Origin of the sequence: Streptomyces sp. NPDC048361, from assembly GCF_040651795.1 — a bacterium.
Lineage (GTDB): Bacteria > Actinomycetota > Actinomycetes > Streptomycetales > Streptomycetaceae > Streptomyces.
In genome coordinates this window covers 1-22,516 of the sequence record NZ_JBEZKW010000080.1, presented here as the reverse complement: position 1 = coordinate 22,516, position 22,516 = coordinate 1, and the positions used below count along the sequence as shown (strand labels likewise).

The following is a 22,516-nucleotide window of genomic DNA, read 5'->3' as shown; positions in this document are numbered from 1 at the left end:
ATGCGCAACCCCATCGGCGGCCATGTGCCCGTGGCCGGCGGCCTCGCCACGGCCGGGCTCCCCTACGCCCGTGACATCGGCGCCGAGACCGTGCAGGTCTTCGTCGCCAATCCGCGCGGCTGGGCCACCCCCACCGGCAACCCGGCCCAGGACGAGCGGTTCAGGGCCGAGTGCGCCGAGGCCTCGATCCCGGCGTACGTGCACGCTCCGTATCTGATCAACTTCGGTTCGCACACCGAGGCGACGGTGGAGAAGTCGGTGGAGTCGCTGCGGCACTCGCTGCGCCGGGGCCGGGAGATCGGCGCGCTCGGCGTGGTCGTGCACACCGGTTCGGCGACCGGCGGGCGGCCGCGCGCCGAGGCGCTCGCGCAGGTCCACGAGCGGCTGCTGCCGCTGCTGGACGAGCTGACCCACGACGACGACCCGTTCCTGCTCCTGGAGTCGACCGCCGGCCAGGGCTTCTCGCTCTGCTCGCGCACCTGGGACTTCGGCCCCTACTTCGAGGCGCTCGACTCCCACCCCAAGCTCGGCATCTGCCTGGACACCTGCCACATCTTCGCGGCCGGGCACGATCTGACCGCGCCCGGCGGGGCGAGGCAGACCCTCGACCTCCTGGTGGAGACCGTCGGCGAGGGGAGGCTGAAGCTGATCCACGCCAACGACTCCAAGGATGTGGCGGGCGCGCACAAGGACCGTCACGAGAACATCGGCACCGGACACATCGGCGAGGAGCCGTTCCGCGAGCTGCTCAAGCACCCCGCGACCGACGGCGTACCGCTGGTCATCGAGACCCCGGGCGGCAAGGAGGGGAACGCGGCGGACATCGCCCGCCTGAAGGCGCTGCGTCCGTAACGGACCGGCCGTCCAGTCCCTCGGAGGTCGCGGCCGTCCCTGCGCTCCTCCTGGTTCAGAGCTCGGGGCCGTCCCCGGGCTCTTCCTGGTAGGAGTAGCGCTGCTCGCGCCAGGGGTCGCCGACGTTGTGGTAGCCCCGCTCCTCCCAGAAGCCCCGGCGGTCGGCCGTCATGTACTCGATGCCGCGGACCCACTTGGGGCCCTTCCAGGCGTACAGGTGCGGCACCACCAGCCGCAGCGGGAAGCCGTGTTCGGCGGTGAGCAGGTCGCCGCCGTTGTGGGTGGCGAAGACCGTACGGTCCGAGAGGAAGTCGGTCAGGCGCAGGTTGGAGCTGAAGCCGTACTCGGCCCAGACCATCACGTGGGTGACATCGGGTGCGGGGGGCGCGAGTTCGGCGATCGTGCGGGCCGTCACCCCGCCCCATTCGGCCCCGAGCATCGAGAACTTGGTGACGCAGTGCAGATCGGCGACCACGCTCTCGAAGGGCAGCGCCGAGAACTCCTCGTGGTTCCAGCAGTGCTTGTCGCCGTCGGCAGTGGCCCCGAAGACCCGGAACTCCCAGCGTTCCGGCTTGAACTTGGGCACCGGGCCGTAGTGCGTGACCGGCCAGCCGCGCTGGAGCCGCTGGCCCGGCGGAAGCTCCGACTGCGCTGCTCCCTGCCGCTCCCGGCTCTCCGGCTGACCCATGACTCCATGGTGACAGACCCCGGAGGGTGGTGATGACCAGGGACGCCCCTATTCGGGCAACTCCTACTAAGCATGCACTTACTGGACGGTCCCCGATCACGGTGCGAGGATGCGCGAAACCTTGCCCAGTTACCGCTTGGAAGGAGCCTCTGCGATGCAGGGCGACCCCGAGGTCATCGAATTCCTGAATGAGCAGCTGAGTGCCGAGCTGACGGCGATCAACCAGTACTGGCTGCACAGCGCGATGCAGGCCAACTTCGGCTGGACGAAGCTGGCCAAGTACACGCGTCATGAGTCGATCGACGAGATGAAGCACGCGGAGGTGCTGACCGACCGGATCCTGTTCCTGGACGGTCTGCCCAACTTCCAGCGGCTCTTCCATGTACGTATCGGGCAGACGGTCACCGAGATGTTCCAGGCGGACCGGCAGGTCGAGGTCGAGGCGATCGACCGCCTCAAGCGCGGGATCGAGGTGATGCGGGCCAAGGGCGACATCACGTCCGCGAACATCTTCGAGTCGATCCTGGCCGACGAGGAGCACCACATCGACTATCTCGACACCCAGCTGGAGCTGGTCGAGAAGCTCGGCGAGGCGCTCTACATCGCGCAGCTCATCGAGCAGCCGGAGAGCTAACAGGGAGAGCCGGCGGGACGCCGCTTTCGGGGTCCACGGGACGCGTGCCCCACAGGACGGCGGAGTGTCAGGCCGCGTCGTCGAGGACGGGTGCGAATTCCGGCACCACGGCGGTGAGCGCGGGCACGCCCTGCTCCACCAGCTCGCGCCGGGGGCAGGCGCCGCGTCCGAGCAGCGCCTGGATGCGGCGCACGCACGAACCGCAGTCGGTGCCGGCCTTGCAGGCGGAAGCTATCTGGCGGGGGGTGCAGGCACCGCCGTCCGCGTGCTTCTTGACCTGCTCCTCGGTGACACCGAAGCAGTTGCATACGTACACGCGGTTCACCTCCCGTGAGCGCTGGGCTCGGGATCGTCGAGGAAAGCCCGTCCCGATGTCTCGGTGAGGCTAACCTAACCTTACCCGGCCCCCCGGGCCCGCAAAAGACCGGATACGCCAGTGGGGCGCGGATCACATGGATCCGCGCCCCACTGCCGTGCGTACGGGGAATTACTGGTCGCGGTACATCTCGGCGACCAGGAACGCCAGGTCCAGGGACTGGCTGCGGTTCAGGCGCGGGTCGCAGGCCGTCTCGTAGCGCTGGTGCAGATCGTCGACGAAGATCTCGTCGCCGCCGCCCACGCACTCGGTGACGTCGTCACCGGTGAGCTCGACATGGATGCCGCCCGGGTGGGTGCCGAGCGCCTTGTGGACCTCGAAGAAGCCCTTGACCTCGTCCAGGACGTCGTCGAAACGGCGCGTCTTGTGGCCGGAGGCCGCCTCGAAGGTGTTGCCGTGCATCGGGTCGGTGACCCAGGCGACGACCGCGCCGGACGCGGTGACCTTCTCGACCAGCTCGGGCAGCTTGTCGCGGACCTTGTCGGCGCCCATGCGGACGACGAAGGTCAGCCGGCCCGGCTCGCGGTCCGGGTCGAGCCGGTCCACGTAGGTGAGCGCCTCGTCGACGGAGGTCGTCGGGCCGAGCTTGATGCCGATGGGGTTGCGGATGCGGGAGGCGAACTCGATGTGCGCCCCGTCCAGCTGCCGGGTGCGCTCACCGATCCACACCATGTGGCCCGAGGTGTCGTACAGGTGGCCGGTGCGCGAGTCGGTGCGGGTGAGCGCCGACTCGTAGTCGATGAGCAGCGCCTCATGGGAGGCGTAGAACTCGACGGCCTTGAACTCGGCCGGGTCGGTCCCGCAGGCCTTCATGAAGTTCAGCGCGTTGTCGATCTCGCGGGCGAGCTGCTCGTAGCGCTGGCCGGACGGCGAGGACTTCACGAAGTCCTGGTTCCAGGCGTGCACCTGGCGCAGGTCGGCGTAGCCACCGGTGGTGAAGGCACGCACCAAGTTGAGCGTCGAGGCGGAGGCGTGGTACATCCGCTTCAGGCGCTCGGGGTCCGGCACGCGGTCCTTCTCCGTGAAGGCGAAGCCGTTCACGGAGTCGCCGCGGTAGGTCGGCAGGGTCACGCCGTCGCGGGTCTCGGTGCCCTTGGAGCGGGGCTTGGAGTACTGGCCGGCGATGCGGCCGACCTTCACCACGGGCACGGAGGCCGCGTAGGTGAGGACGGCACTCATCTGCAGGAGCGTCTTGAGCTTGGCCCGGATCTGCTCGGCCGACACGGCGTCGAAGGCCTCGGCGCAGTCGCCGCCCTGGAGGAGGAACGCCTCGCCCTGAGCGACGGCTCCCAGGCGGGCGCGCAGCTGGTCGCACTCGCCCGCGAAGACGAGCGGCGGATACGATTCGAGGTCCGCGATCACATCGCGCAGAGCCTCGGCATCGGGGTACTCGGGCTGCTGCGCCGCGGGAAGGTCACGCCAGGTGTTTACGTTCACGGTCACCACACCCACATTACGGGGTCGGCCAGACCGTCCATCCACACGACCACCCAATGAGACACCGGCCACGCGCACCGGCCGCGCGGACATGACCGTAAGGGCAGAGATGCGGTCCAGGAGGTCTCAACCGTGACCGACCATGATCATCCCTTGTTACTGTCACGCCAGTTACCGAATGTGGGACAAACGTGACCAGGGGTGGGTGTGAGCCGAAGCGTGACCAGCGGGCAGCAGAAACACACGAAGAGGAAGCTGGTGGGGTTCGGGGTGGCCGGGGCGCTGGCGCTCACCGCGCTCGGTCCCCAGGAGCTCGCGGCGCAGGCCGTCGCGGGCGGCACAGTACCCCCGGGGAGCGCGGGGAGCACCGCCCTTCAGGCCCAATTCGCCGGTGCGGCACGGGAGTTCAAGGTTCCGCAGAGCGTCCTGATGGCGGTCTCCTTCCGTCAGACGCGTTGGGAGGACCACGACGGCAGGCCCAGCACATCGGGCGCGTACAACGTCATGGGTCTCACCCGGGTGCTGCCCGGTGATGTCGAGCGGCCCTCCGCCCAGGACCGGCTCGCGCACCTCGATCTGAGCGGTGACCCGGCGGTCATGAAGCGGTTCGACGCCGCGAAGGCGCCGGCCACCGAGCCCGCCGTGGACACCTCGGCGCCGGCCCTGCACACCCTGGACGAGGCCGCGAAGCTCATCGGCGAGCCCGTGGACGCGGTGCGCACCGACACCGGCCGGAGCATCCGGGCGGGCGCGGCGCTGCTCGCCCGCTACCAGCGCGCGGCGACCGGCTCGCTGCCGGCCGACCCGGGTGCCTGGTATCCGGCGGTGGCCCGCTACAGCCAGGCCCCCGACGCCAAGGGCGCCGACGCTTTCGCGGAGCGCGTCTTCGCCTCGGTGCGCTCCGGCGAGCGACGGGTCACCACCGACGGCCAGGCCCTCGCACTGCCCGGGGACCCGGGCGTCAAGCCGGCCGGCCCCGGCGTCGCGGCGGCCGGCCCGTCGAAGAAGGCCCTGGCGGCGGACCCGGTGGCCCCGGCCCCCGAGTGCCCGGCCGGGCTCAACTGCGACTTCGTGCCGGCCGACCCGAACAACTACAACGTGGCGACGCGGCCGGACAACGGATACGACATCCGGCAGATCGTGATCCACGACACCGAGGGCACCTACGACGGCTCCCTCAAGACCTTCCAGGACCCGAAGAGCTCGGCCAGCACGCACTACATCGTCAAGGACGACGGAAGCCTGGTCACCCAGGTGGTGGCGACGAAGGACGAGGCGTACCACGCGGGCAACAAGTCGGTGAACATGCACGCGCTCGGCGTCGAGCACGTGGGCTTCGCCATGAAGCAGGGCAGCTGGTACGGCGAGCCGCTCTACGACGCGTCGGCGACGCTGGTGAAGTACCTGGCCGGCCGGTTCTCCATCCCGCTCGACCGCGAGCACATCCTCGGCCACGACGAGGTGCCGGGCCCCCTCGACGGCTATGTGGCCGGGCAGCACTGGGACCCGGGCCCCTTCTGGGACTGGAACCACTACATGTCCCTGCTCGGCTCCGACGACTGCACCGGCAACCGGATGCCGTCGGCCGGCCAGGTCGTCAAGGTGGTGCCGCCGTTCACCCCGCGCACCACGACGTACTACGACCCCGCGACGAAGGTGCGCACCACCTTCGACCAGCCGGTCAACTTCGGCTACCTGTACGCCGCTCCGTCCACCGACGCCGCCGCGCTGAGCGACCCGTACCTCGGCGAGCTGGTCGCGACCGAGGGCCCGAACTGGGCCAACAAGGTCGTGGCGGGCGGCCGTTACGTCGTCGCGGACCGGCAGGGCGAGTGGACGGCGATCTGGTACGGCGGGCAGAAGGCCTGGTTCCACAACCCGGGCGGCCGCTACACCTCCGTCGTGGCACGCTCGGCGGCCCCGGTCGTCGTGAAGGCCAAGGGCACGGCCCCGGTGCAGGTCTACGGCCGCTCCTACCCCGAGGACGCCGCGTACGCGGGCACCGGGGTGCCGGTGCAGGGCAGCAACTCCGCGTCCCTGACGAAGTACAGCATCCCGGCCGGTCAGGCGTACGTCGCCGCCGGTGACGTGGTCGCGGGCGACTACTACTACGGCGGCACCACGCTCGGCACCCTGGTCAAGGGCGCCCAGACCTTCTACCCGATCCGGTACAACCACCGGATCGCGTGGGTGCGGACCGCCGACGTCCAGGCCGTCGCCCCGGGGACCCGCTAGCCGTCGGGTAGAGTGCGCGCCATGTTCGCGCACTCGATCCAGAACTGGTGGTGGACCGCTCATCCGGCGGCCCACTGATCTGCGCGCGTACACACCGACGCAACGAAGGCCGCCCCCGAGGGGCGGCCTTCCGTGTTTCCCGGGCCGTTCCTCCCGCTCGTACCGCTGGAAGGAACCCCTCCCATGCTCATGCAGAGACTGCTGGACGAGAACTGCCCGCCGTTCGCGCTGCTGCGCAGACGCACCCCGGGCCGCGACCACGACACCATCGAGGTGCTGATCGGCGCGGTCCACGAGGCCGAACGCCTCGCCGACCTGCCCGTCGGGGAGCTGCCCACGCTCGCCCTCGTGCCGTTCCGCCAGATCAGGGAACGCGGCTTCGACGTCCGCGACGACGGCACTCCGCTCGCGGTCCTGGTCGCCGAGGAGAGCCACGAGCTGTCGCTCGCGGACGTGCTCGCCGCTCTGCCATCGCACGACGTACGGGTCGAGAACGGCGGCTTCGACGTCGGCGACGAGGAGTACGCGACGATCGTGCGGCGGGTGATCGACGACGAGATCGGCCGCGGCGAGGGCGCCAACTTCGTCATCCGGCGCACGTACACCGGCGAGATCCCCGGCTTCGGGCGCGCCGACGCGCTGGCCCTGTTCCGCCGGCTCCTCCAGGGCGAACGCGGCGCGTACTGGACGTATGTGGTGCACACGGGCGACCGGACCCTGGTGGGCGCCAGCCCCGAGGTGCATGTACGGATGTCCGGCGGGACGGTCGTCATGAACCCGATCAGCGGGACCTACCGCTACCCGGCCGGCGGCCCGACCCCCGAAGATCTGCTGACCTTCCTCGCCGACCGCAAGGAGACCGACGAGCTCTCCATGGTCGTCGACGAGGAACTCAAGATGATGTGCACGGTCGGCGACCGGGGCGGTGTCGTGGTCGGCCCTCGTCTGAAGGAGATGGCCCATCTCGCGCACACCGAATACGAGTTGAGGGGCCGCTCCTCGCTCGATGTGCGTGAGGTGCTCAGGGAGACGATGTTCGCGGCGACGGTCACCGGCTCCCCGGTGCAGAACGCGTGCCGGGTCATCGAGCGCCACGAGCCCGGCGGGCGGGGCTATTACGCGGGCGCGCTCGCGCTGCTCGGCCGGGACGCGGGCGGCGCCCAGACCCTCGACTCGCCCATCCTGATCCGCACGGCCGACATCTCCGCCGAAGGCCGGCTGCGGGTGCCGGTCGGTGCCACCCTCGTACGCCACTCGGACCCGGCGGGCGAGGTCGCCGAGACCCACGCCAAGGCGGCGGGTGTCCTCGCGGCGCTCGGTGTGCGGCCGGGCCGGCCGGCCGCCGACTCCGCGCGGCCCCGGCTCGCCGACGACCCCCGGGTGCGGGCCGCCCTCGACGCCCGGCGGGCCGACCTCGCGCCGTTCTGGCTGCGGATGCAGGACCGCCCGGCCGAGCCGAGCGACTCGGCGCTGGTGGTGGACGGCGAGGACACCTTCACGGCGATGCTCGCGCATGTGCTGCGCTCGGCGGGCCTGGACGTGTCGGTACTCCGCTACGACGCGCCGGAGCTGCGCGCGCGGGCGCTCGGCCATGTGGGCCCGGTGATCCTCGGGCCGGGCCCGGGCGACCCCTCGGACGCGGCCGACCCCAAGATGCGTCTCCTTCGCCCCCTCGCCGCCGAGCTGCTGCGCGAGCACCGGCACGGGCTGCTCGGGGTGTGCCTGGGCCATGAGCTGATCGCGGCGGAGCTGGGCCTTGCGATCGTGCGCAAGCGGGAGCCGTACCAGGGTGCGCAGGTGCGGATCGACCTGTTCGGGCGCGAGGAGACGGTCGGCTTCTACAACAGCTTCGCGGCGCGCTGCGAGGAGGCTCCGCCAGGGGTGGAGGTGTCGCTCGACCCGGTGACGAGGGAGGTGCACGCGCTGCGCGGCCCGGGGTTCGCGGGCATCCAGTTCCACCCGGAGTCGGTGCTCACGCTGCGCGGTCCCGAGGTGATCCGCGAACTGCTCGCGGGGGTCGCGGTGGGCTGACCGCGCCCCCGCCCACGCCCGGCCGGTGCGGCCCAACCAGGCCAGGGGCCGGCCGGGTCATGGCGCGGCCGGCACCAGGATGTTCTCGGTGTGGCGGCCTTCCGCGTAGGCCGCCACGTTCTCCACCGTCGCCGCGACGATCTGGCTCACCGCGTCCTCGGTGTAGTACGCCTGGTGCGAGGTGACCACCACGTTCGGGAAGGTCACCAGGCGGGCCAGGGTGTCGTCCTCGACCGCGTCGAGGGACCTGTCGTGGAAGAACAGTCCGGCTTCGGCCTCGTACACATCGAGGCCGACGCCGGCGAAGCGGCCCCGGCGCAACTCGTCGACCAGCGCATCGGTGTCGATCAGGCCGCCCCGGCTGGAGTTGACCAGGATCGCGTCGTCCTTCATCGCGGCGAGCTCCGCGCGGCCGATGATGTGGTGGGTCGCGGGCAGCAGCGGCACATGCAGGCTGATCACGTCGGCGGCGGTGAGCAGCTCGTCCTTGTCGACGTACTTCATGCCCAGCTCGACGCAGGCCGGGTTGCGCGCCACGTCCCAGCCGAGCAGGTTCATGCCGAAGCCGTGGGCGATCCGGGTGAACGCCTCGCCGATCTTGCCGGTGCCGAGGACGCCGACGGTGCGGCCCCGCAGGTCGCGGCCGAGCAGTCCGTCGAGGCGGAAGTCGAAGTCGCGGGTGCGGTTGGAGGCGCGCACGATGCGACGGTTCACGGCCATCGCGAGGGTCCAGGCGAATTCGGCGACGGAGTACGGAGAGTAGGCGCTGACCCGGGCGATGGTGAGGCCGAGGCGTTCGGCGACGTCCAGGTCGATGTTGTTGAAGCCGGTGGAGCGCTGGGCGATCAGCTGGGTGCCGCCGACGGCGAGGGACTGCAGGACGCGGGCGCCGAGGTCGGCGTTGACGCTCGTGGAGATCGCCTCGTAGCCGGCGGCGATCGGCGCCGTGTCCTCGGTGAGGAAGACATCGAGGCAGCGCACCTCGTGACGGCCCGCGAAGGCCCGCTCGATCAGCGGCTTCTCGTCGGCCTGCACACCGAATGCCAGGATCTCCACGACGCTCCCCTTGTGGGCACTCCCGGGCTGTTCGCCGGGTATGCGGACTATGGGCCGGATATCGCGAATATACGGCCCACAGCTCCGCCCCGCCCGGCCGGTTCAGCCGAAGAAGACGCCCACCTCGGCGTAGAGCGCGGGGTCCACGGTCTTCAGCCTGGCGGTCGCCTCGGCGATCGGCACCCGCACGATGTCGGTGCCGCGCAGCGCCACCATCTTGCCGAAGTCGCCGTCGCGCACCGCCTCGATGGCGTGCAGGCCGAAACGGGTCGCGAGCCACCGGTCGAACGCGCTCGGGGTGCCGCCGCGCTGTACGTGGCCGAGGACGGTGGTCCTGGCCTCCTTGCCGGTGCGCTTCTCGATCTCCTTGGCCAGCCATTCGCCGACACCCGACAGGCGTACGTGCCCGAAGGAGTCGAGGGTGCCGTCCTTGAGCACCATCTCGCCGTCCTTCGGCATGGCGCCCTCGGCGATGCAGACGATGGGGGCGTAGGAGGCCTTGAAGCGTGAGGTGACCCAGGAGCAGACCTGGTCGACGTCGAAGCGCTGCTCGGGGATGAGGATGACGTTGGCGCCGCCTGCCAGGCCCGAGTGCAGGGCGATCCACCCCGCGTGCCGGCCCATGACCTCGACGACGAGGACCCGCATGTGGGACTCGGCCGTGGTGTGCAGCCGGTCGATCGCCTCGGTCGCGATGCCGACGGCGGTGTCGAAGCCGAAGGTGTAGTCGGTGGCGGACAGGTCGTTGTCGATCGTCTTGGGCACGCCCACGCAGTTGATGCCGTACTCGTCACTGAGACGGGCCGCGACACCCAACGTGTCCTCGCCGCCGATCGCGATGACGGCGTCGATCTCGTACTTGGTGAGGTTCTCCTTGATACGGCGGACACCGTTCTCGGCTTTGAGGGGGTTGGTGCGCGAGGAGCCGAGGATGGTGCCGCCGCGCGGCAGGATGCCGCGCACCGCCGGGATGTCCAGCGGGACGGTATGACCCTCCAGCGGGCCGCGCCAGCCGTCCTTGAACCCGGTGAACTCGTATCCGTACTCCTGCACACCCTTGCGGACGATGCCCCGGATGACGGCGTTGAGCCCGGGGCAGTCACCGCCTCCGGTCAGTACTCCGACCCGCATGGAATGGTCCCTTCACCTGGGAGTGACGTACGCCGTCCACGCTAATGGTGATGTACGTCACTCCGGGATGGGGTGAAAGGTCAATTCATGGGACAGGAACGGGAGTTGACGACCCGTCGTTCACCCTCACGGGGGATGGCGTCAGGCGTCGCCGACGCTGTCGAGGCCGCGCTCTATCGCGTACCGCACGAGCTCCACCCTGTTGTGCAGCTGGAGCTTGCCCAGGGTGTTCTGGACGTGGTTCTGCACCGTGCGGTGCGAGATGACCAGGCGCTCGGCGATCTGCTTGTAGCTCAGGCCCTTGGCGACCAGGCGCAGCACCTCGGTCTCGCGCTCGGTGAGCTGCGGCGCCTTCGGCTCGTCGGCGGTGGCGGGCGCCGGGTCGCTCGCGAGCCTGCGGTACTCGCCGAGGACCAGGCCGGCCAGACCCGGTGTGAACACCGGGTCGCCGACGGCCGTGCGGCGCACCGCGTCGCACAGCTCCTCGGTGCTGGCCGACTTCAGGAGGTAGCCGAGCGCGCCCGACTTCACCGCCTCCAGGACGTCGGCGTGCTCACCGGACGCGGACAGGACCAGGACCCTGAGTGCCGGGTTGGCGGCGACCAGCTCCTTGCAGACCTGGGCGCCGGGCATGCCCGGCAGATTGAGGTCGAGGACCAGGACGTCGGGCGTCGCGGCCTGGGCCCTGCGCACGGCCTGCGGCCCGTCACCGGCCGTGGCGACCACGTCGAAGCCGGCGGCGGCCAGGTCGCGGGCGACCGCGTCGCGCCACATCGGGTGGTCGTCGACCACCATCACCCGCACCGTCGCGTCCGCCCGCCCGCTCTGCTGCTGCGTCATCCGTGCCGTCCTGCCTTCCCCCGTGGGACCTTCAGTTCAACTTCCGTGCCCTGGCCCGGCACGGAGATCAGCTCCGCCGTGCCGCCCAGGTCGCGCAGCCGGCCCCGGATCGAGAGGGCGACGCCCATGCGCCCCTCCCCCTCGGCCTTCTCCAGCCGGCCCGCCGGGATTCCGGGCCCGTCGTCCCGTACCGTCACGATCACTTCGTCCCCCCAGTCCTCGACCAGGATCCAGGCCTGGGCGGACTCCCCCGCGTGCATACGGACATTGTCCAGGGCGGCACTGACAGCGGCCGCCAACTCCCGTGCCGCGGGCGGGGGGAGCGGCACCGGGGCGCCGGGTTCCGCGAAGGAGACCTTCGAGCCCGCGTGCCGGGCGAGCAGCGAGCGCAGGTCGACGGTGCCCACCTCGCCCGGCTCGTCGTCGACCTCCACCACCCGCACGACGGCGCCGTTCGCGACGTCCTCGGAGGCCCGGCTCGTCGGCACGAGGCCGCTGGAGACCAGGGTGCGCAGGGCGACCTCCTGCTCGCCGGCCATCCGGCCGAGCTCGGCGGCCTCACCGCCGAGCGCGCTGGCACGGCGCTGCACCATGGCGAGCACCTGGAGCACGCTGTCGTGGATGTCGCGGGCCAGACGCTCGCGTTCGCGGGTGGCGGCCTCGATCTCCAGGGCGCGGGCGAGGGTGGCCTCACTGGCCCGGGCCACCTCCACGATGTAGCCGATCGCGATGGAGGCGATCCACACCAGGAGCACGTTGTGGAAGGTGTCCCGGGTGGGGTGGGCGCGCTCCACGATGTTGGCGACGGCCACCAGCGAGGAGGCGAACGCCGCCCAGCGCCAGCCGCCCTTGATCCCGTAGGCGAGGACCGCTCCGGCTGTCGCTATCGTCGGCAGCGTCGGGCCGTCGATGTGCTGGGCGTCCAGGTCGGCGAGCGGGGTGAGCAGGATGCCGGTGATCACCACGGCGAGGTCGAGGGCGAGGAAGCGCTTGGTGCAGGCCGCCGCGTTGGCGACCCTCGGCAGGGTCGCGGCGTTCCACACGGTGAGCACCGCGAGGTATCCGATGCCGACCCAGGGTCGTTCGAACTTCTCGTACCCGTTGGCGAAGAGCGCGAGGGCGTAGAGGGTGGTGAGCACCCGGTAGCCGGCCAGGGCACGCCACAGGGGCAGTTCCACCGACATCCGTACGACTCGTTCGCGCTTCGCCATTTCCCACCCCTGGACCGACCGATCACCTCTGCACGGCCCCCCGGCCGGCGCGCGGCTAGCCGCCGGGCCGCTCCGCCCGCTTGGCCTGCTCGATCTCGCGCGCCTTCTCCGCCTTCTCCGCGGCCTTCTGCTCGTCGGCGACGCGCTTGGCCTCCTCCGCGATCTGCCGCTTGGCGGCGGTCGCGTAGATGTCGACGTACTCCTGGCCGGAGAGCTTCATGATCTCGTACATGACCTCGTCGGTCACCGAGCGCAGGATGAACCGGTCGCCTTCCATGCCCTGGTACCGGCTGAAGTCGAGCGGCTTGCCGATCCGGATGCCGGGGCGCATCAGCTTGGGGACGACCTTCCCCGGCGGCTGGATCTTCTCGGTGTCGATCATGGCGATCGGGATGACGGGGGCGCCGGTGGCCAGCGCGACCCGGGGCAGCCCGCCCGGCTTGCCGCGGTAGAGACGGCCGTCGGGCGAGCGGGTGCCCTCCGGGTAGATACCGAAGAGGCCGCCGTTCTTGAGGACGTCGATACCGGCGTTGATCGCGGCGTCGCCCGCCCCGCGGGCACCGGAGCGGTCGACGGGGAGCTGGCCGACGCCCTTGAAGAACGCGGCCGTCAACTTGCCCTTCACTCCGGGTGAGGTGAAGTACTCGGCCTTGGCGATGAAGGTCACCTTGCGGTCGAGGACGGCGGGCAGGAAGAAGGAGTCCGAGAACGAGAGGTGGTTGCTCGCGAGGATCGCCGGCCCTTCGGCGGGGATGTTCTCCAGGCCCTCCACCCACGGCCTGAAGGCGAGCTTCAGTGAGCCGCCGATGGAGAACTTCATAGCGCCGTAGATCAACTCGGATGCCTTCCTTTGCTTGTCGAACAGACCTTAACCCGTGTGGGGGCCCGCCCTCCCGCGCGACGGCTCTGGTCGGTGTCAGTCCGGTCGCGTACCGTGAAGTACGACTCCCTCGCACAGCCCCCCGCCCCGCTCATGAACAGGAGACCCCTGGTGCCGGTCCTCCCCGGAGCCGAGCCGTTCCGCCACGAGGGCGGAGAGGTCGGCGTCCTCCTCTGTCACGGTTTCACCGGTTCCCCGCAGTCGCTGCGCCCCTGGGCGGAGTACCTCGCGGAGCGCGGTCTCACGGTCTCGCTGCCGCTCCTGCCCGGACACGGCACCCGCTGGCAGGACATGCAGCTCACGGGCTGGCAGGACTGGTACGCGGAGGTCGACCGAGCCCTGCGCGAGCTGCTCGAACGCTGCACCCAGGTCTTCGTCTTCGGGCTCTCGATGGGCGGCGCCCTCGCGCTGCGGCTTGCCGCGCGGCACGGCGACTCGGTGCGCGGCCTGGTGCTCGTCAACCCGGGCAACAAGGTGCACGGCGTGGCCGCGCGTGCGCTGCCGGTGGTGCGCCACTTCGTGCCCTCCACGAAGGGCATCGCCAGCGACATCGCCAAGGAGGGCTCCGAGGAGATCGGCTACGAGCGGGTGCCGCTGCACGCGGCGCACTCGCTGCGCACCTTCTTCCGCATCGTCGACGGTGAACTGCCGCAGGTGACGCAGCCGTTGGTGGTCCTGCACAGCCCGCAGGACCATGTGGTGCCGCCTGTCGACTCGGCGCGGATCCTCAGCCGGGTCTCCTCCACGGACGTCGAGGAGATCCTGCTGGAACAGAGCTACCACGTGGCGACGTTGGACCACGATGCGGAGCGGATCTTCGAGGAGAGCTACTCGTTCATCGGCCGCCTCGCTCCTGGGGTCAAAGAGAAGGGGAGCACGACCGGTGGCTGAGCACGACGCGGACCGCGAGCCGCAGCCGATCGACGAAGAGGCTGCCTGGGCGGCGATCGTGGCGGGGTACGGCGAGGAGCCGGACGACCCGCCGGGCGCCAGACCGTTCAGATCGGTGGAGGACCTCGCGCTGATCGAGGACGAGCCGGACGAGCCGGGCCGGCCGGACCAGCCGGGGGCGGAGAGCCGGGAGGGCAGCGCCGCGGACGGGGAGCCCGACGCGGCACGCCCCAAGGCGCCCGACAAGGGGCTGGACAAGCCCGCGCTCGGCAGCTCGGTGGTGTTCGCCCCGGGTGTGCGGGGCCCCCGCGACCACACGCCGGCCGAGCCCGGCGACCACGACCTGGACGGCCTGGACGGCTCGGACGAGGGCCACTTCGTGCCGCCCGAGCCGCCACCGCTGCCCGAGGCCGACGTCACGGCGAAGTTCGCGTGGCTCGGCGTGGTGGGCGGCCCGCTGTTGCTGATCCTCGCGGCGATCTTCGGCTGGGACATGACGTGGTGGCTCACCACGCTGGGCGTGGGCGGCTTCCTCGGCGGCATCGCGACGCTGTTCGCCCGGATGCAGCCGGATGACGACGACGAGGATCCGGGGCGGGGCGCGGTGGTCTGAACGGCGCCCCTCCGCGAGGGCGGGTCAGCCCTTCTGGTGCGGGCCCGCTGCGGTTTGCGCAGTTCCCCGCGCCCCTGACCGCTCGACGCCGGCCAGCATGGGCCACCTCAGCCAGCCGGACCGCTCGACGCCGGCCAGCATGGGCGACCTCAGCCTGTCCGGCGTTTGAGGACGAGCGCCCTTCAGGCGCGAACGGGGTCTGGGGCGGAGCCCCGGCAACCCCGCCGCTTTCGACTGCGGACCGTGCTGGGTCACCCGCGCAGTTCCCCGCGCCCCTGTAGGGCACCGCGCACCGAGCAGTCACCCACCCCCTGGCAGAGCCAGTAGGGCACCCCGCACCGAGCAGACACCCACCCCCGGCAGAGCCAGTAAGGCACCGCGCACCGAGCAGTCACCCACCCCCGGCGGAGCCAAGAGGGCACTCGGCGCCGACCCCGTCACCCCGCCGGCACCCGCAGGACCGCCAGCACCGGGAGGTGGTCCGTGGCTGCTGCCAGGTCGGGCTGGGCCGCGAGGCTCAACGGCACGCCGCAGCCCAGCACTTCGACCCCCCGGGTGGTGAAGATCGCGTCGATGCGCTGGTGCGGGTCGCGGGGCGTGGAGGTGAACTCCCCGCCCCACGGGGCGACTTCCCAGCAGTCCCGCAGGGTCGAGGCCAGCCGGGTGAAGCTGCGCCCGCCGGGCCGTTCGTTGAGGTCGCCGCCCGCGATCGCGTGGTCCACGCCCATCCCGGCGAGCCGGTCGAGCAGCGCGCCCGCCTGCCCGTACCGCTCGGCCTCCTGGAGGCTGAGATGCGCGCTCAGCACACCGATCCTGGCCCCGCCGATCCGTACCACCGCCGTCGCGAAACCACGCCGGTGCAGACCGGGGGTGCGCGGGAGCAGTACGTCCTCGGTGCGTTCCACCGTGGCCCGCAGGGAGCACAGCAGCATCGGGCCCGCGGCCGTGGCGCCGCCGCCGAGGATCACCAGGTCCGTCGCCGCGGCCAGGCGCGCCGCGGCCTTGCGCCAGCGGAAGAAACGCGGCGCCTCCTGGATCAGGACGAGATCGGGCGCACAGGCGCGAATCACCCGGGCCAGCGCCTCGTTGTCGTCGCGCATCGAGCGGATGTTGTAGCTGAGGACGCGGATCACGGCCGAGCCGTCCTCCGTGGCGGACGCGGGCAGTTGGCCGGCAGGGTGGGTGGTCATGGTCCACAACGTATGACAGCGCCCGCCGGTCCGGGGAGGACTCGGCGGGCGCCGTCGGTGGTGCGGGGTGTCCCTGGGCGATCCCTACATGATCGGGTCGGGCTGGCGGGCCAGGTCCGCGGCGCCGACCAGGCCGGCCTTGTTGCCGAGCTGGGCCGCGATGACGTCGGCGACCGGGCGCCAGTTGCCGCCGACCAGCCAGCGCTTGTAGGACTTGCGGATCGGGTCGAGCACCAGCTCGCCCTCGTCCGAGAGCCCGCCGCCGACGATGAACGCCGACGGGTCGAAGAGCGAGGCCAGGTCGGCCAGGCCCGCGCCCGCCCAGCGCGCCAGCTCGCGGTAGGAGTCGACCGCGACCGGGTCGCCCTGCCGCGCGGCCATCGAGATGTGCTTGCCCTCGATGCCCTCGGGGGTGCCGTCGCCGAGCCCGAGCAGGAACTCGGCGCGCTCGGGGGTGGCGTTGGCGCGCTGCTTGGCGTACCGCACCAGGGCACGCCCTGAGGCGTACTGCTCCCAGCAGCCCTGGCTGCCGCAGCCGCACAGCAGACCGTCCGGCACCATCCGGATGTGCCCGAACTCGGCCGCGACGCCGAAGTGGCCGCGGCGCAGCTTGTTGCCGATGATGATGCCGCCGCCGAGGCCGGTGCCGAGCGTGATGCAGATGACGTTGCGGTGGCCCTTGCCGGCACCGAAGCGGTACTCGCCCCAGGCGGCCGCGTTGGCGTCGTTCTCGACGACGACGGGGAGGCCGACGCGCAGCTCGACCTTCTCCTTCAGCGGTTCCTGACGCCAGTCGATGTTGGGCGCGAAGTAGACGGTGGACCGCTGCCGGTTGACGTAACCGGCGGCCCCGATGCCCACGCCCACGATCTCGTGTCCGGCGCGCGCGCCGTCGACGGCCGAGGCGATCGCGTCCACGATGGCATCGGGCGTGCCGGGAGTCGGCACCTTGTGGGTCGAGAGGATGTTGCCCTCCTCGTCGACCACGCCCGCCGCGATCTTCGTGCCGCCGATATCGACACCGATGGTGAGTCCCATGAATCCCTCAGTTCGGTCGAGCCCCGCTACGGCCAACCGTACCCGAGGCAGGGCGGCAGCCGGCGTGCCGAGTCCGCCTGCGTCCGGGGGGTGAGACCGGGCCCGCCGTTCTGCCGCCCGGGGCCTCAGTCGAGGTCGATGTGCTCGGTGGGGCCGGGGCCCTCGTCGCGCCTGCCCTTGTCGTCGCCGGACGCCCAGCGGCGCTCGTGGCCCTCGACGGCGGAGCGGTAGGCGGCGAGCAGCTCGCCGCCGGCGGCGGCCAGGTGGTCGAAGACCTCGGGGTTGCGCTCGATGACCGGCTCGACGGCGGACTTCGCCTGGTTGATGAGCTGCTGTACGGCGCCCTGGGCGGCCATGCCGGACAGCCCGGCCGGGCCGGCGAAGAGCCCGCCGACCTTGTCGGTCACGGCCTCGAACAGCTTGCGCAGCTCATCGGCGGCGGAGCCGGGTGGGGTGCCGTACTCGGCGCGCAGGCGCTCCTTCTCGGCGGCCAGGTCCTCGGCGCAGGCGTCGGCCCAGGCATCCGCGTCGGGTGCGGGGCGCTCGGTGGCTTCGCTCATGGCGGACTCCAGCAGCTGGTTTTCCTACGGTGTTGTTTCCTTCGACGTTACCCGAACGGAGGTACCGCGTTCAGCGTCCGCGGGGCCACAGCTCGGGATCGGGCGCGCAGCGGATCTCCAGGACGCCGTCGTGGAGCCCAGCCCCGGTGACGGTGCAGCGGCGCAGCGCGGACGGCAGCGGCACGATCCGGCGGAACGGGCCGACGGTGAGCAGGAGTTCGTCGCCGCGCCGTACCAGCGAGAGCCCGTCCTTCACGGCGCCGGGCAGCGGCAGGCGCCACACCAGGACGTCGTCCTGGTCGAGCCGGTCGGCGACGGTCCAGCGGGGGCCGGGGGCGGGCGGCCCGTCCGGCGGGGGCGTAAGGCCGAGGAGGCCCAGGTCGTCGTCACCGCGCGGATCGCGTCCCAGGTGGGCGACCTCGCACACGGCGGGATACTCGTCGGTCAGCTCGGCCAGGTGTTTGCGCTGCTGGGCGACGAGCCCGGCGAGCCAGGGGTCGGGGGTCTCGGCGGGCAGCAGCCGGTTGGCGACCACCGCGTCGAGCGTGAGCCGGTGTACGGCGAGACCGAGCCGGGCAGTGCGCAGGGCGTCGGCCGCGGTGGGGCCGGGCTCCGCGACGAGCCGTACGGTCGTGCCCGGGTCCTCGATCACGGCCTGGACGGCGCCCAGTTCGAGGTCCCAGCGCGCCGCGGTCTCGTACAGCCACTGCGCGGGCATGGGGACCCCGGCGAGCTGGGCGAGGACCGGGCGCAGCGAGCGGGCTGTCTGGCGTTCGGGCGGCAGGAGCCGGCGCAGATAGCGGCGCAGCTGCTCGGGCAGGGCGAGGGTGGCGAGCGCCCGGTCGGCGGCCGGCAGGTCCACGACGAGCAGGCCGGGTTCTTCGGCGGCGGCCTCGCGTACGGCGCTGAGCAGGGCGAGCTGTTCGGCGCCGGGGAGTTCGGTGAGTTCCTCGGCGTCGAGCCGGGCGGCGCCGAGGAGGTCGAGTACGGGGCCCGCGCGGTCCTGGAAGGCGAGGAGTTCGGCGCGGAAGTGGGCCGCGGCGTCGATGCGCCGCACGGTGACCCCGGTGAGGTCGCCGGGCAGCGGGTCCGAGGTCAGCAGGGTGACCCGGGTGTCGCGGCGGGCGGCGGCGAGCGCGGTCGCCGCTGCGATGGTGGTGCGGCCCGCGCCGCCGGGGCCGGTGACGAGGACCGTACGCACGTCTAGAGCTTCTCGGCCCCGTCGGCGGGGCCGGCCGGCGCCTCGCCCGGGCCGCTCTCGACGCGCTTCTTCAGGCCGGCGAGGGCGCGGTCGATGATGACCTTCTCGGCCTTGCGCTTGATCATGCCGAGCATCGGGATCTTGACGTCGACGGTCAGCCGGTAGGTGACCTCGGTCTTGCCGCCGGGGGCGTCGGCGAGGGTGTACGAGCCGTCGAGGGTGCGCAGCATCTGGGACTTGACCAGGGTCCAGCTGACCTGGTTGCCGTTCCAGCTGTAGGCGAGGGTGTGGTCGTCCTTGATGGCGCCCGCGTCGAGCAGGAGGCGCACCTTCTCGGCGTGACCGGCGGCGTCCGTGGAGAGCACCTCGGCCTCCTTCACCTCGCCGGTCCACTCCGGGTAGCGGGCGAAGTCCGCGATCACTCCCATGACGTCGGCGGGGGCCGCCTCGATGGTGATAGACGAGCTGGTGTGTTCCGCCATCGTCGTGGCTCCTCCAGTGCGCGGTCCGTGGGTCTGCATCTCCCCCGCCCGGCGGGGCCGATGGCGTTGGGGAGGTGGGTGCAGGCTATCGCGTACGGGCCGGTGGCCGGTCCAGTGCCCGGGTCGTCCCGTGCGGGCGGGGGCCGACGGGTGGCCGGATCACCACGTGCGGGCGGCGGGCGGGCGGCCGCCGGGTCACCACTCCAGGGCGAAGGGCCTGGAAGTGGCGGCGAAGTGCCCGACGTTCACGCACTCGGTGCGGCCGATCCGCATTCGGCGGGCCAGCGGCTGGTGGACGTGGCCGAAGAGGGAGTAGCGGGGCCGGGTCTTTTTGATCGCGGCGAGCAGGGCGCGCGAGCCGCGCTCGAAGCGGCGGGCCACGGTGTCGTACACGAGCTCGGGGACCTCGGGCGGGATGTGCGAGCAGAGCACGTCGACCTCGCCGAGCGCCTCGACCTTGGCGGCGTACTCCTCCTCGGAGATCTCGTACGGGGTGCGCATCGGGGTGGGCAGGCCGCCGCCGACGAAGCCGAAGACACGCCCGGCCAGCTCGATGCGCCGGCCGTCGAGGACGGTGGTGCCCGGGCCCGCGTACTGCGGCCAGAGGGTCGGTATGTCGACGTTGCCGTAGGTGGCGTACGTCGGGGTGGGGAAGGCGGCGAACAGCTCGGCGTACTGGCGGCGGACCGCGGCCTCGATGGCGGCCTCGCGGTCCAGGCCGGCCCATAGCGAACGCCCCAGCTCACGGGCCTCGTCGAAGCGCCGTGCGGTGCGCAGGGCGACGATCCGGTGGGCGTTCTCGACGCCGAACAGGTCGGGGAAGATGCCGCGGGAGTGGTCGGCGTAGTCGAGGAAGAGGACCAGGTCACCGAGGCAGACCAGGGCGTCCGCGCCGTCGCCGGCCCGGGCCAGGCCCTCCGCGTTCCCGTGCACATCACTGACCACATGAACTCGCATGGAAGCCACCTTAGGCCGTCGGACCTGCGGTTACTTCCGAGTGGTCAAAGGTGTGGACTATCGTGCGCGAAGCAGAGTCAAAGTTGTGTGACGCACCGAACATCTGGCCAGAACCCCCTATCGGGAACCCACTACCCATGGGTAACGTCCGGGCAGTCCAGTCGTGCTCGGAGAGTTCCGCCCCCCACGGATCCGCCGGGCACCTGCCCGATCTTGGACCGCAGCCGGTGCATCACACAGAGCCGTGGCGCCGGCGCCCGATGAGGAGCAGCAGTCTTGCGCGAGTTCAGCCTTCCGGCCCTGTACGAGGTCCCTTCGGACGGCAACCTGACGGATCTGATCCGCCGCAATGCCACACAGCACCCCGATGTCGCGGTGATGAGCCGCAAGATCGCGGGTGCCTGGGCCGATGTCACCGCCCGCCAGTTCCTCGCCGAGGTGCGCGCCGTCGCCAAGGGCCTGATCGCCGCGGGCGTCGAGCCCGGTGACCGGGTCGCCCTGCTCTCGCGCACCCGCTACGAGTGGGTGCTGATCGACTTCGCGATCTGGAGCGCGGGCGCGGTCACCGTGCCGGTGTACGAGACCAGCTCGGCCGAGCAGATCCAGTGGATCCTCGGCGACTCGGGCGCGCGGATGGCCATCGTCGAGTCCCCGGCGCACCACGCGTCGGTCTCCTCGGTCCAGGCCGGGCTGCCCGCCCTCAAGAGCGTCTGGGAGGTCGAGGCCGCCGCCGTTGAGCGGCTCACCGCGATGGGTGCGGACGTCTCCGACGAGCTGCTCGACCAGCGGATGTCCACGGCGCACGCCGACGACCCCGCCACCATCGTCTACACCTCCGGCACCACCGGCCGCCCCAAGGGCTGTGTGCTGACCCACCGCGCGTTCTTCGCGGAGTGCGGCAACGTGGTGGAGCGGCTCAAGCCGCTCTTCCGCACCGGCGAGTGCTCGGTGCTGCTCTTCCTGCCGGCGGCCCATGTCTTCGGGCGCCTGGTCGAGGTGGCCTCCGTGATGGCGCCGATCAAGCTCGGCTGCGTACCGGACATCAAGAACCTCACCGATGAACTCGCCTCGTTCCGGCCGACGTTGATCCTCGGTGTGCCGCGCGTCTTCGAGAAGGTCTACAACTCGGCGCGCGCCAAGGCGCAGGCCGACGGCAAGGGCGCGATCTTCGACAAGGCCGCGAACACGGCGATCGCGTACAGCACGGCGCTCAGCACGGAGGCCGGCCCCTCGGTCGGCCTGCGGATCAAGCACAAGGTCTTCGACCGGCTCGTCTACAGCAAGCTGCGGGCGGTGCTCGGCGGGCGCGGCGAGTACGCGATCTCCGGCGGCGCGCCGCTGGGCGAGCGGCTCGGCCACTTCTTCCGGGGCATCGGCTTCACCGTCCTTGAGGGCTACGGCCTGACCGAGTCCTGCGCGGCGACCGCGTTCAACCCGTGGGACCGCCCGAAGATCGGCACGGTCGGGCAGCCGCTGCCGGGGTCGGTGGTACGGATCGCGGACGACGGCGAGGTGCTGCTCCACGGCGAGCACCTGTTCCAGGGGTACTGGAACAACCCGGCTGCCACGGCCGAGGCGCTGGCCGACGGCTGGTTCCACACCGGGGACATCGGCACCCTCGACGAGGACGGCTACCTCGCGATCACCGGCCGCAAGAAGGAGATCATCGTGACGGCGGGCGGCAAGAACGTCGCCCCGGCGGTGATCGAGGACCGCATCCGCGCGCACGCACTGGTCGCGGAGTGCATGGTGGTCGGCGACGGGCGGCCCTTCATCGGCGCGCTCATCACCCTGGACGAGGAGTTCCTGGGCCGCTGGGCCGAGGAGCACGGCAAGCCCGTGGGGTCCACGGCGCTCTCGCTGCGCGACGACGCGGAGCTGCTCGCGGAGGTGCAGCGGGCGGTGGACGACGGGAACGCGGCGGTGTCCAAGGCGGAGTCGGTACGGAAGTTCCGTGTGCTCGGGGCGCAGTTGACGGAGGAGGCGGGGCACATCACGCCCTCGCTGAAGCTGAAGCGGAATGTTGTGGCGAAGGACTTCGCGGGGGAGATCGAGGCGATCTACTCTCGCTGAGCGTGCGGCGGGGCCGCGCCTTCTGCGCGGCTCCGCCGCGGCGGGCGCGAGCTGCGGGCTCGGTGCCGGGTGCCCTACGTCTTCCGGGGCGCGGGGAACTGCGCGAGACGCGGGCACGGTCTGCAGACGAAAGCGGGGTT

At 71.4% G+C, this 22,516-nt stretch carries 22 protein-coding genes; 8 read left to right on the top strand and 14 right to left on the bottom strand.

From position 1 onward, the window contains the following. Nucleotides 1-852: a deoxyribonuclease IV gene (locus tag AB0D31_RS31030; protein WP_362729290.1), complete on the top strand. Its 852-nt coding sequence runs from the start codon at nt 1-3 to the stop codon at nt 850-852. A gap of 55 nt (nt 853-907) precedes the next feature. On the opposite strand, the gene AB0D31_RS31025 is transcribed toward AB0D31_RS31030, so the two are convergent. Then, on the bottom strand, nt 908-1,540 hold the full coding sequence (locus AB0D31_RS31025; protein WP_362729288.1) for a sulfite oxidase-like oxidoreductase: 633 nt from the start codon (nt 1,538-1,540) through the stop codon (nt 908-910). A gap of 154 nt (nt 1,541-1,694) precedes the next feature. Here AB0D31_RS31025 and bfr point away from each other — a divergent pair, with 154 nt between their 5' ends. Beyond that, nucleotides 1,695-2,174, top strand: coding sequence for a bacterioferritin (gene bfr / locus AB0D31_RS31020; protein WP_362729286.1), 480 nt, complete (start codon nt 1,695-1,697; stop codon nt 2,172-2,174). A gap of 67 nt (nt 2,175-2,241) precedes the next feature. Here the strand turns inward: bfr and AB0D31_RS31015 are convergent, their stop codons facing one another. Together AB0D31_RS31015 and AB0D31_RS31010 are read right to left on the bottom strand one after the other, a co-directional pair. Continuing rightward, entirely contained in the window at nt 2,242-2,499 is a 258-nt protein-coding gene (locus tag AB0D31_RS31015) for a (2Fe-2S)-binding protein (RefSeq protein ID WP_362729284.1), read from the bottom strand. A gap of 162 nt (nt 2,500-2,661) precedes the next feature. Continuing rightward, on the bottom strand, nt 2,662-3,993 hold the full coding sequence (locus AB0D31_RS31010; RefSeq protein WP_362729282.1) for a class II 3-deoxy-7-phosphoheptulonate synthase: 1,332 nt from the start codon (nt 3,991-3,993) through the stop codon (nt 2,662-2,664). 201 nt (nt 3,994-4,194) lie between these two features. On the opposite strand from AB0D31_RS31010, the gene AB0D31_RS31005 reads away from it, so the two are divergent. The 3 genes from AB0D31_RS31005 to AB0D31_RS30995 all read left to right on the top strand — a co-directional run bounded on the left by AB0D31_RS31005 (nt 4,195) and on the right by AB0D31_RS30995 (nt 8,253). After that, a complete protein-coding gene (locus tag AB0D31_RS31005; protein WP_362729280.1) occupies nt 4,195-6,222 on the top strand; it encodes an N-acetylmuramoyl-L-alanine amidase in 2,028 nt (675 codons plus the stop codon). A gap of 21 nt (nt 6,223-6,243) precedes the next feature. Next, nucleotides 6,244-6,300, top strand: a complete 57-nt coding sequence (locus AB0D31_RS31000) for a trp operon leader peptide (RefSeq protein WP_076973970.1) — start codon at nt 6,244-6,246, stop codon at nt 6,298-6,300. Between the two features lie 105 nt (nt 6,301-6,405). After that, nucleotides 6,406-8,253: an anthranilate synthase family protein gene (locus tag AB0D31_RS30995; RefSeq protein WP_362729278.1), complete on the top strand. Its 1,848-nt coding sequence runs from the start codon at nt 6,406-6,408 to the stop codon at nt 8,251-8,253. A 57-nt stretch (nt 8,254-8,310) separates the two neighbouring features. On the opposite strand, the gene AB0D31_RS30990 is transcribed toward AB0D31_RS30995, so the two are convergent. The 5 genes from AB0D31_RS30990 to AB0D31_RS30970 all read right to left on the bottom strand — a co-directional run bounded on the left by AB0D31_RS30990 (nt 8,311) and on the right by AB0D31_RS30970 (nt 13,326). Then, a complete protein-coding gene (locus AB0D31_RS30990; RefSeq protein ID WP_362729276.1) occupies nt 8,311-9,309 on the bottom strand; it encodes a 2-hydroxyacid dehydrogenase in 999 nt (332 codons plus the stop codon). A gap of 102 nt (nt 9,310-9,411) precedes the next feature. Next, nucleotides 9,412-10,440: a 6-phosphofructokinase gene (locus tag AB0D31_RS30985; RefSeq protein ID WP_362729274.1), complete on the bottom strand. Its 1,029-nt coding sequence runs from the start codon at nt 10,438-10,440 to the stop codon at nt 9,412-9,414. 141 nt (nt 10,441-10,581) lie between these two features. Next, nucleotides 10,582-11,280 carry a response regulator transcription factor gene (locus tag AB0D31_RS30980; protein ID WP_362729272.1) on the bottom strand — a complete coding sequence of 233 codons (699 nt, stop codon included), beginning with the start codon at nt 11,278-11,280 and terminating at the stop codon, nt 10,582-10,584. Next, nucleotides 11,277-12,491, bottom strand: a complete 1,215-nt coding sequence (locus tag AB0D31_RS30975; RefSeq protein ID WP_362729270.1) for a DUF5931 domain-containing protein — start codon at nt 12,489-12,491, stop codon at nt 11,277-11,279. Before AB0D31_RS30975 ends, AB0D31_RS30980 begins: the two co-directional genes overlap by 4 nt. Nucleotides 12,492-12,546: 55 nt before the next feature. Continuing rightward, nucleotides 12,547-13,326, bottom strand: a complete 780-nt coding sequence (locus AB0D31_RS30970) for a 1-acyl-sn-glycerol-3-phosphate acyltransferase (protein ID WP_362729268.1) — start codon at nt 13,324-13,326, stop codon at nt 12,547-12,549. A gap of 156 nt (nt 13,327-13,482) precedes the next feature. Here AB0D31_RS30970 and AB0D31_RS30965 point away from each other — a divergent pair, with 156 nt between their 5' ends. Both AB0D31_RS30965 and AB0D31_RS30960 read left to right on the top strand, forming a co-directional pair. Beyond that, nucleotides 13,483-14,262 (top strand): alpha/beta fold hydrolase, encoded by a 780-nt coding sequence (locus AB0D31_RS30965; RefSeq protein WP_362729266.1) that lies wholly within the window; start codon nt 13,483-13,485, stop codon nt 14,260-14,262. Beyond that, nucleotides 14,174-14,875 (top strand): hypothetical protein, encoded by a 702-nt coding sequence (locus tag AB0D31_RS30960; protein WP_362729264.1) that lies wholly within the window; start codon nt 14,174-14,176, stop codon nt 14,873-14,875. The genes AB0D31_RS30965 and AB0D31_RS30960 overlap by 89 nt, the downstream gene beginning before the upstream one ends. Before the next feature lie 437 nt (nt 14,876-15,312). On the opposite strand, the gene AB0D31_RS30955 is transcribed toward AB0D31_RS30960, so the two are convergent. From AB0D31_RS30955 to AB0D31_RS30930, 6 genes are all read right to left on the bottom strand, one after another. Next, nucleotides 15,313-16,065: an endonuclease/exonuclease/phosphatase family protein gene (locus AB0D31_RS30955; protein ID WP_362729262.1), complete on the bottom strand. Its 753-nt coding sequence runs from the start codon at nt 16,063-16,065 to the stop codon at nt 15,313-15,315. A gap of 84 nt (nt 16,066-16,149) precedes the next feature. Then, a complete protein-coding gene (locus AB0D31_RS30950) occupies nt 16,150-17,103 on the bottom strand; it encodes an ROK family glucokinase (RefSeq protein WP_362729260.1) in 954 nt (317 codons plus the stop codon). Nucleotides 17,104-17,228: 125 nt separating this feature from the next. Continuing rightward, nucleotides 17,229-17,663 (bottom strand): DUF5304 domain-containing protein, encoded by a 435-nt coding sequence (locus AB0D31_RS30945; protein ID WP_362729258.1) that lies wholly within the window; start codon nt 17,661-17,663, stop codon nt 17,229-17,231. A 70-nt stretch (nt 17,664-17,733) separates the two neighbouring features. Next, nucleotides 17,734-18,864 (bottom strand): ArsA-related P-loop ATPase, encoded by a 1,131-nt coding sequence (locus tag AB0D31_RS30940; RefSeq protein ID WP_362729256.1) that lies wholly within the window; start codon nt 18,862-18,864, stop codon nt 17,734-17,736. 2 nt (nt 18,865-18,866) lie between these two features. Continuing rightward, the gene (locus AB0D31_RS30935) at nt 18,867-19,346 is read right to left on the bottom strand and encodes an SRPBCC family protein (protein WP_362729254.1); all 480 of its coding nucleotides are present in this window, start codon (nt 19,344-19,346) and stop codon (nt 18,867-18,869) included. A gap of 195 nt (nt 19,347-19,541) precedes the next feature. Then, complete coding sequence (locus AB0D31_RS30930; RefSeq protein ID WP_362729252.1) at nt 19,542-20,303, bottom strand: metallophosphoesterase; 762 nt, start codon at nt 20,301-20,303, stop codon at nt 19,542-19,544. Between the two features lie 276 nt (nt 20,304-20,579). On the opposite strand from AB0D31_RS30930, the gene AB0D31_RS30925 reads away from it, so the two are divergent. Further along, complete coding sequence (locus AB0D31_RS30925) at nt 20,580-22,376, top strand: AMP-dependent synthetase/ligase (protein ID WP_362729250.1); 1,797 nt, start codon at nt 20,580-20,582, stop codon at nt 22,374-22,376. Nucleotides 22,377-22,516 lie beyond the last annotated feature (140 nt).

Excerpts from the sequence above, each read along its gene's own strand:
- AB0D31_RS31030 (WP_362729290.1), top strand. The coding sequence starts at position 1 with ATGCGCAACCCCATCGGCGGCCATGTGCCCGTGGCCGGCGGCCTCGCC.
- AB0D31_RS31025 (WP_362729288.1), bottom strand. The coding sequence starts at position 1,540 with ATGGGTCAGCCGGAGAGCCGGGAGCGGCAGGGAGCAGCGCAGTCGGAG.
- bfr (WP_362729286.1), top strand. The coding sequence starts at position 1,695 with ATGCAGGGCGACCCCGAGGTCATCGAATTCCTGAATGAGCAGCTGAGT.
- AB0D31_RS30995 (WP_362729278.1), top strand. The coding sequence starts at position 6,406 with ATGCTCATGCAGAGACTGCTGGACGAGAACTGCCCGCCGTTCGCGCTG.
- AB0D31_RS30985 (WP_362729274.1), bottom strand. The coding sequence starts at position 10,440 with ATGCGGGTCGGAGTACTGACCGGAGGCGGTGACTGCCCCGGGCTCAAC.
- AB0D31_RS30980 (WP_362729272.1), bottom strand. The coding sequence starts at position 11,280 with ATGACGCAGCAGCAGAGCGGGCGGGCGGACGCGACGGTGCGGGTGATG.
- AB0D31_RS30975 (WP_362729270.1), bottom strand. The coding sequence starts at position 12,491 with ATGGCGAAGCGCGAACGAGTCGTACGGATGTCGGTGGAACTGCCCCTG.
- AB0D31_RS30960 (WP_362729264.1), top strand. The coding sequence starts at position 14,174 with ATGCGGAGCGGATCTTCGAGGAGAGCTACTCGTTCATCGGCCGCCTCG.
- AB0D31_RS30955 (WP_362729262.1), bottom strand. The coding sequence starts at position 16,065 with ATGACCACCCACCCTGCCGGCCAACTGCCCGCGTCCGCCACGGAGGAC.
- AB0D31_RS30950 (WP_362729260.1), bottom strand. The coding sequence starts at position 17,103 with ATGGGACTCACCATCGGTGTCGATATCGGCGGCACGAAGATCGCGGCG.
- AB0D31_RS30945 (WP_362729258.1), bottom strand. The coding sequence starts at position 17,663 with ATGAGCGAAGCCACCGAGCGCCCCGCACCCGACGCGGATGCCTGGGCC.
- AB0D31_RS30935 (WP_362729254.1), bottom strand. The coding sequence starts at position 19,346 with ATGGCGGAACACACCAGCTCGTCTATCACCATCGAGGCGGCCCCCGCC.
- AB0D31_RS30930 (WP_362729252.1), bottom strand. The coding sequence starts at position 20,303 with ATGCGAGTTCATGTGGTCAGTGATGTGCACGGGAACGCGGAGGGCCTG.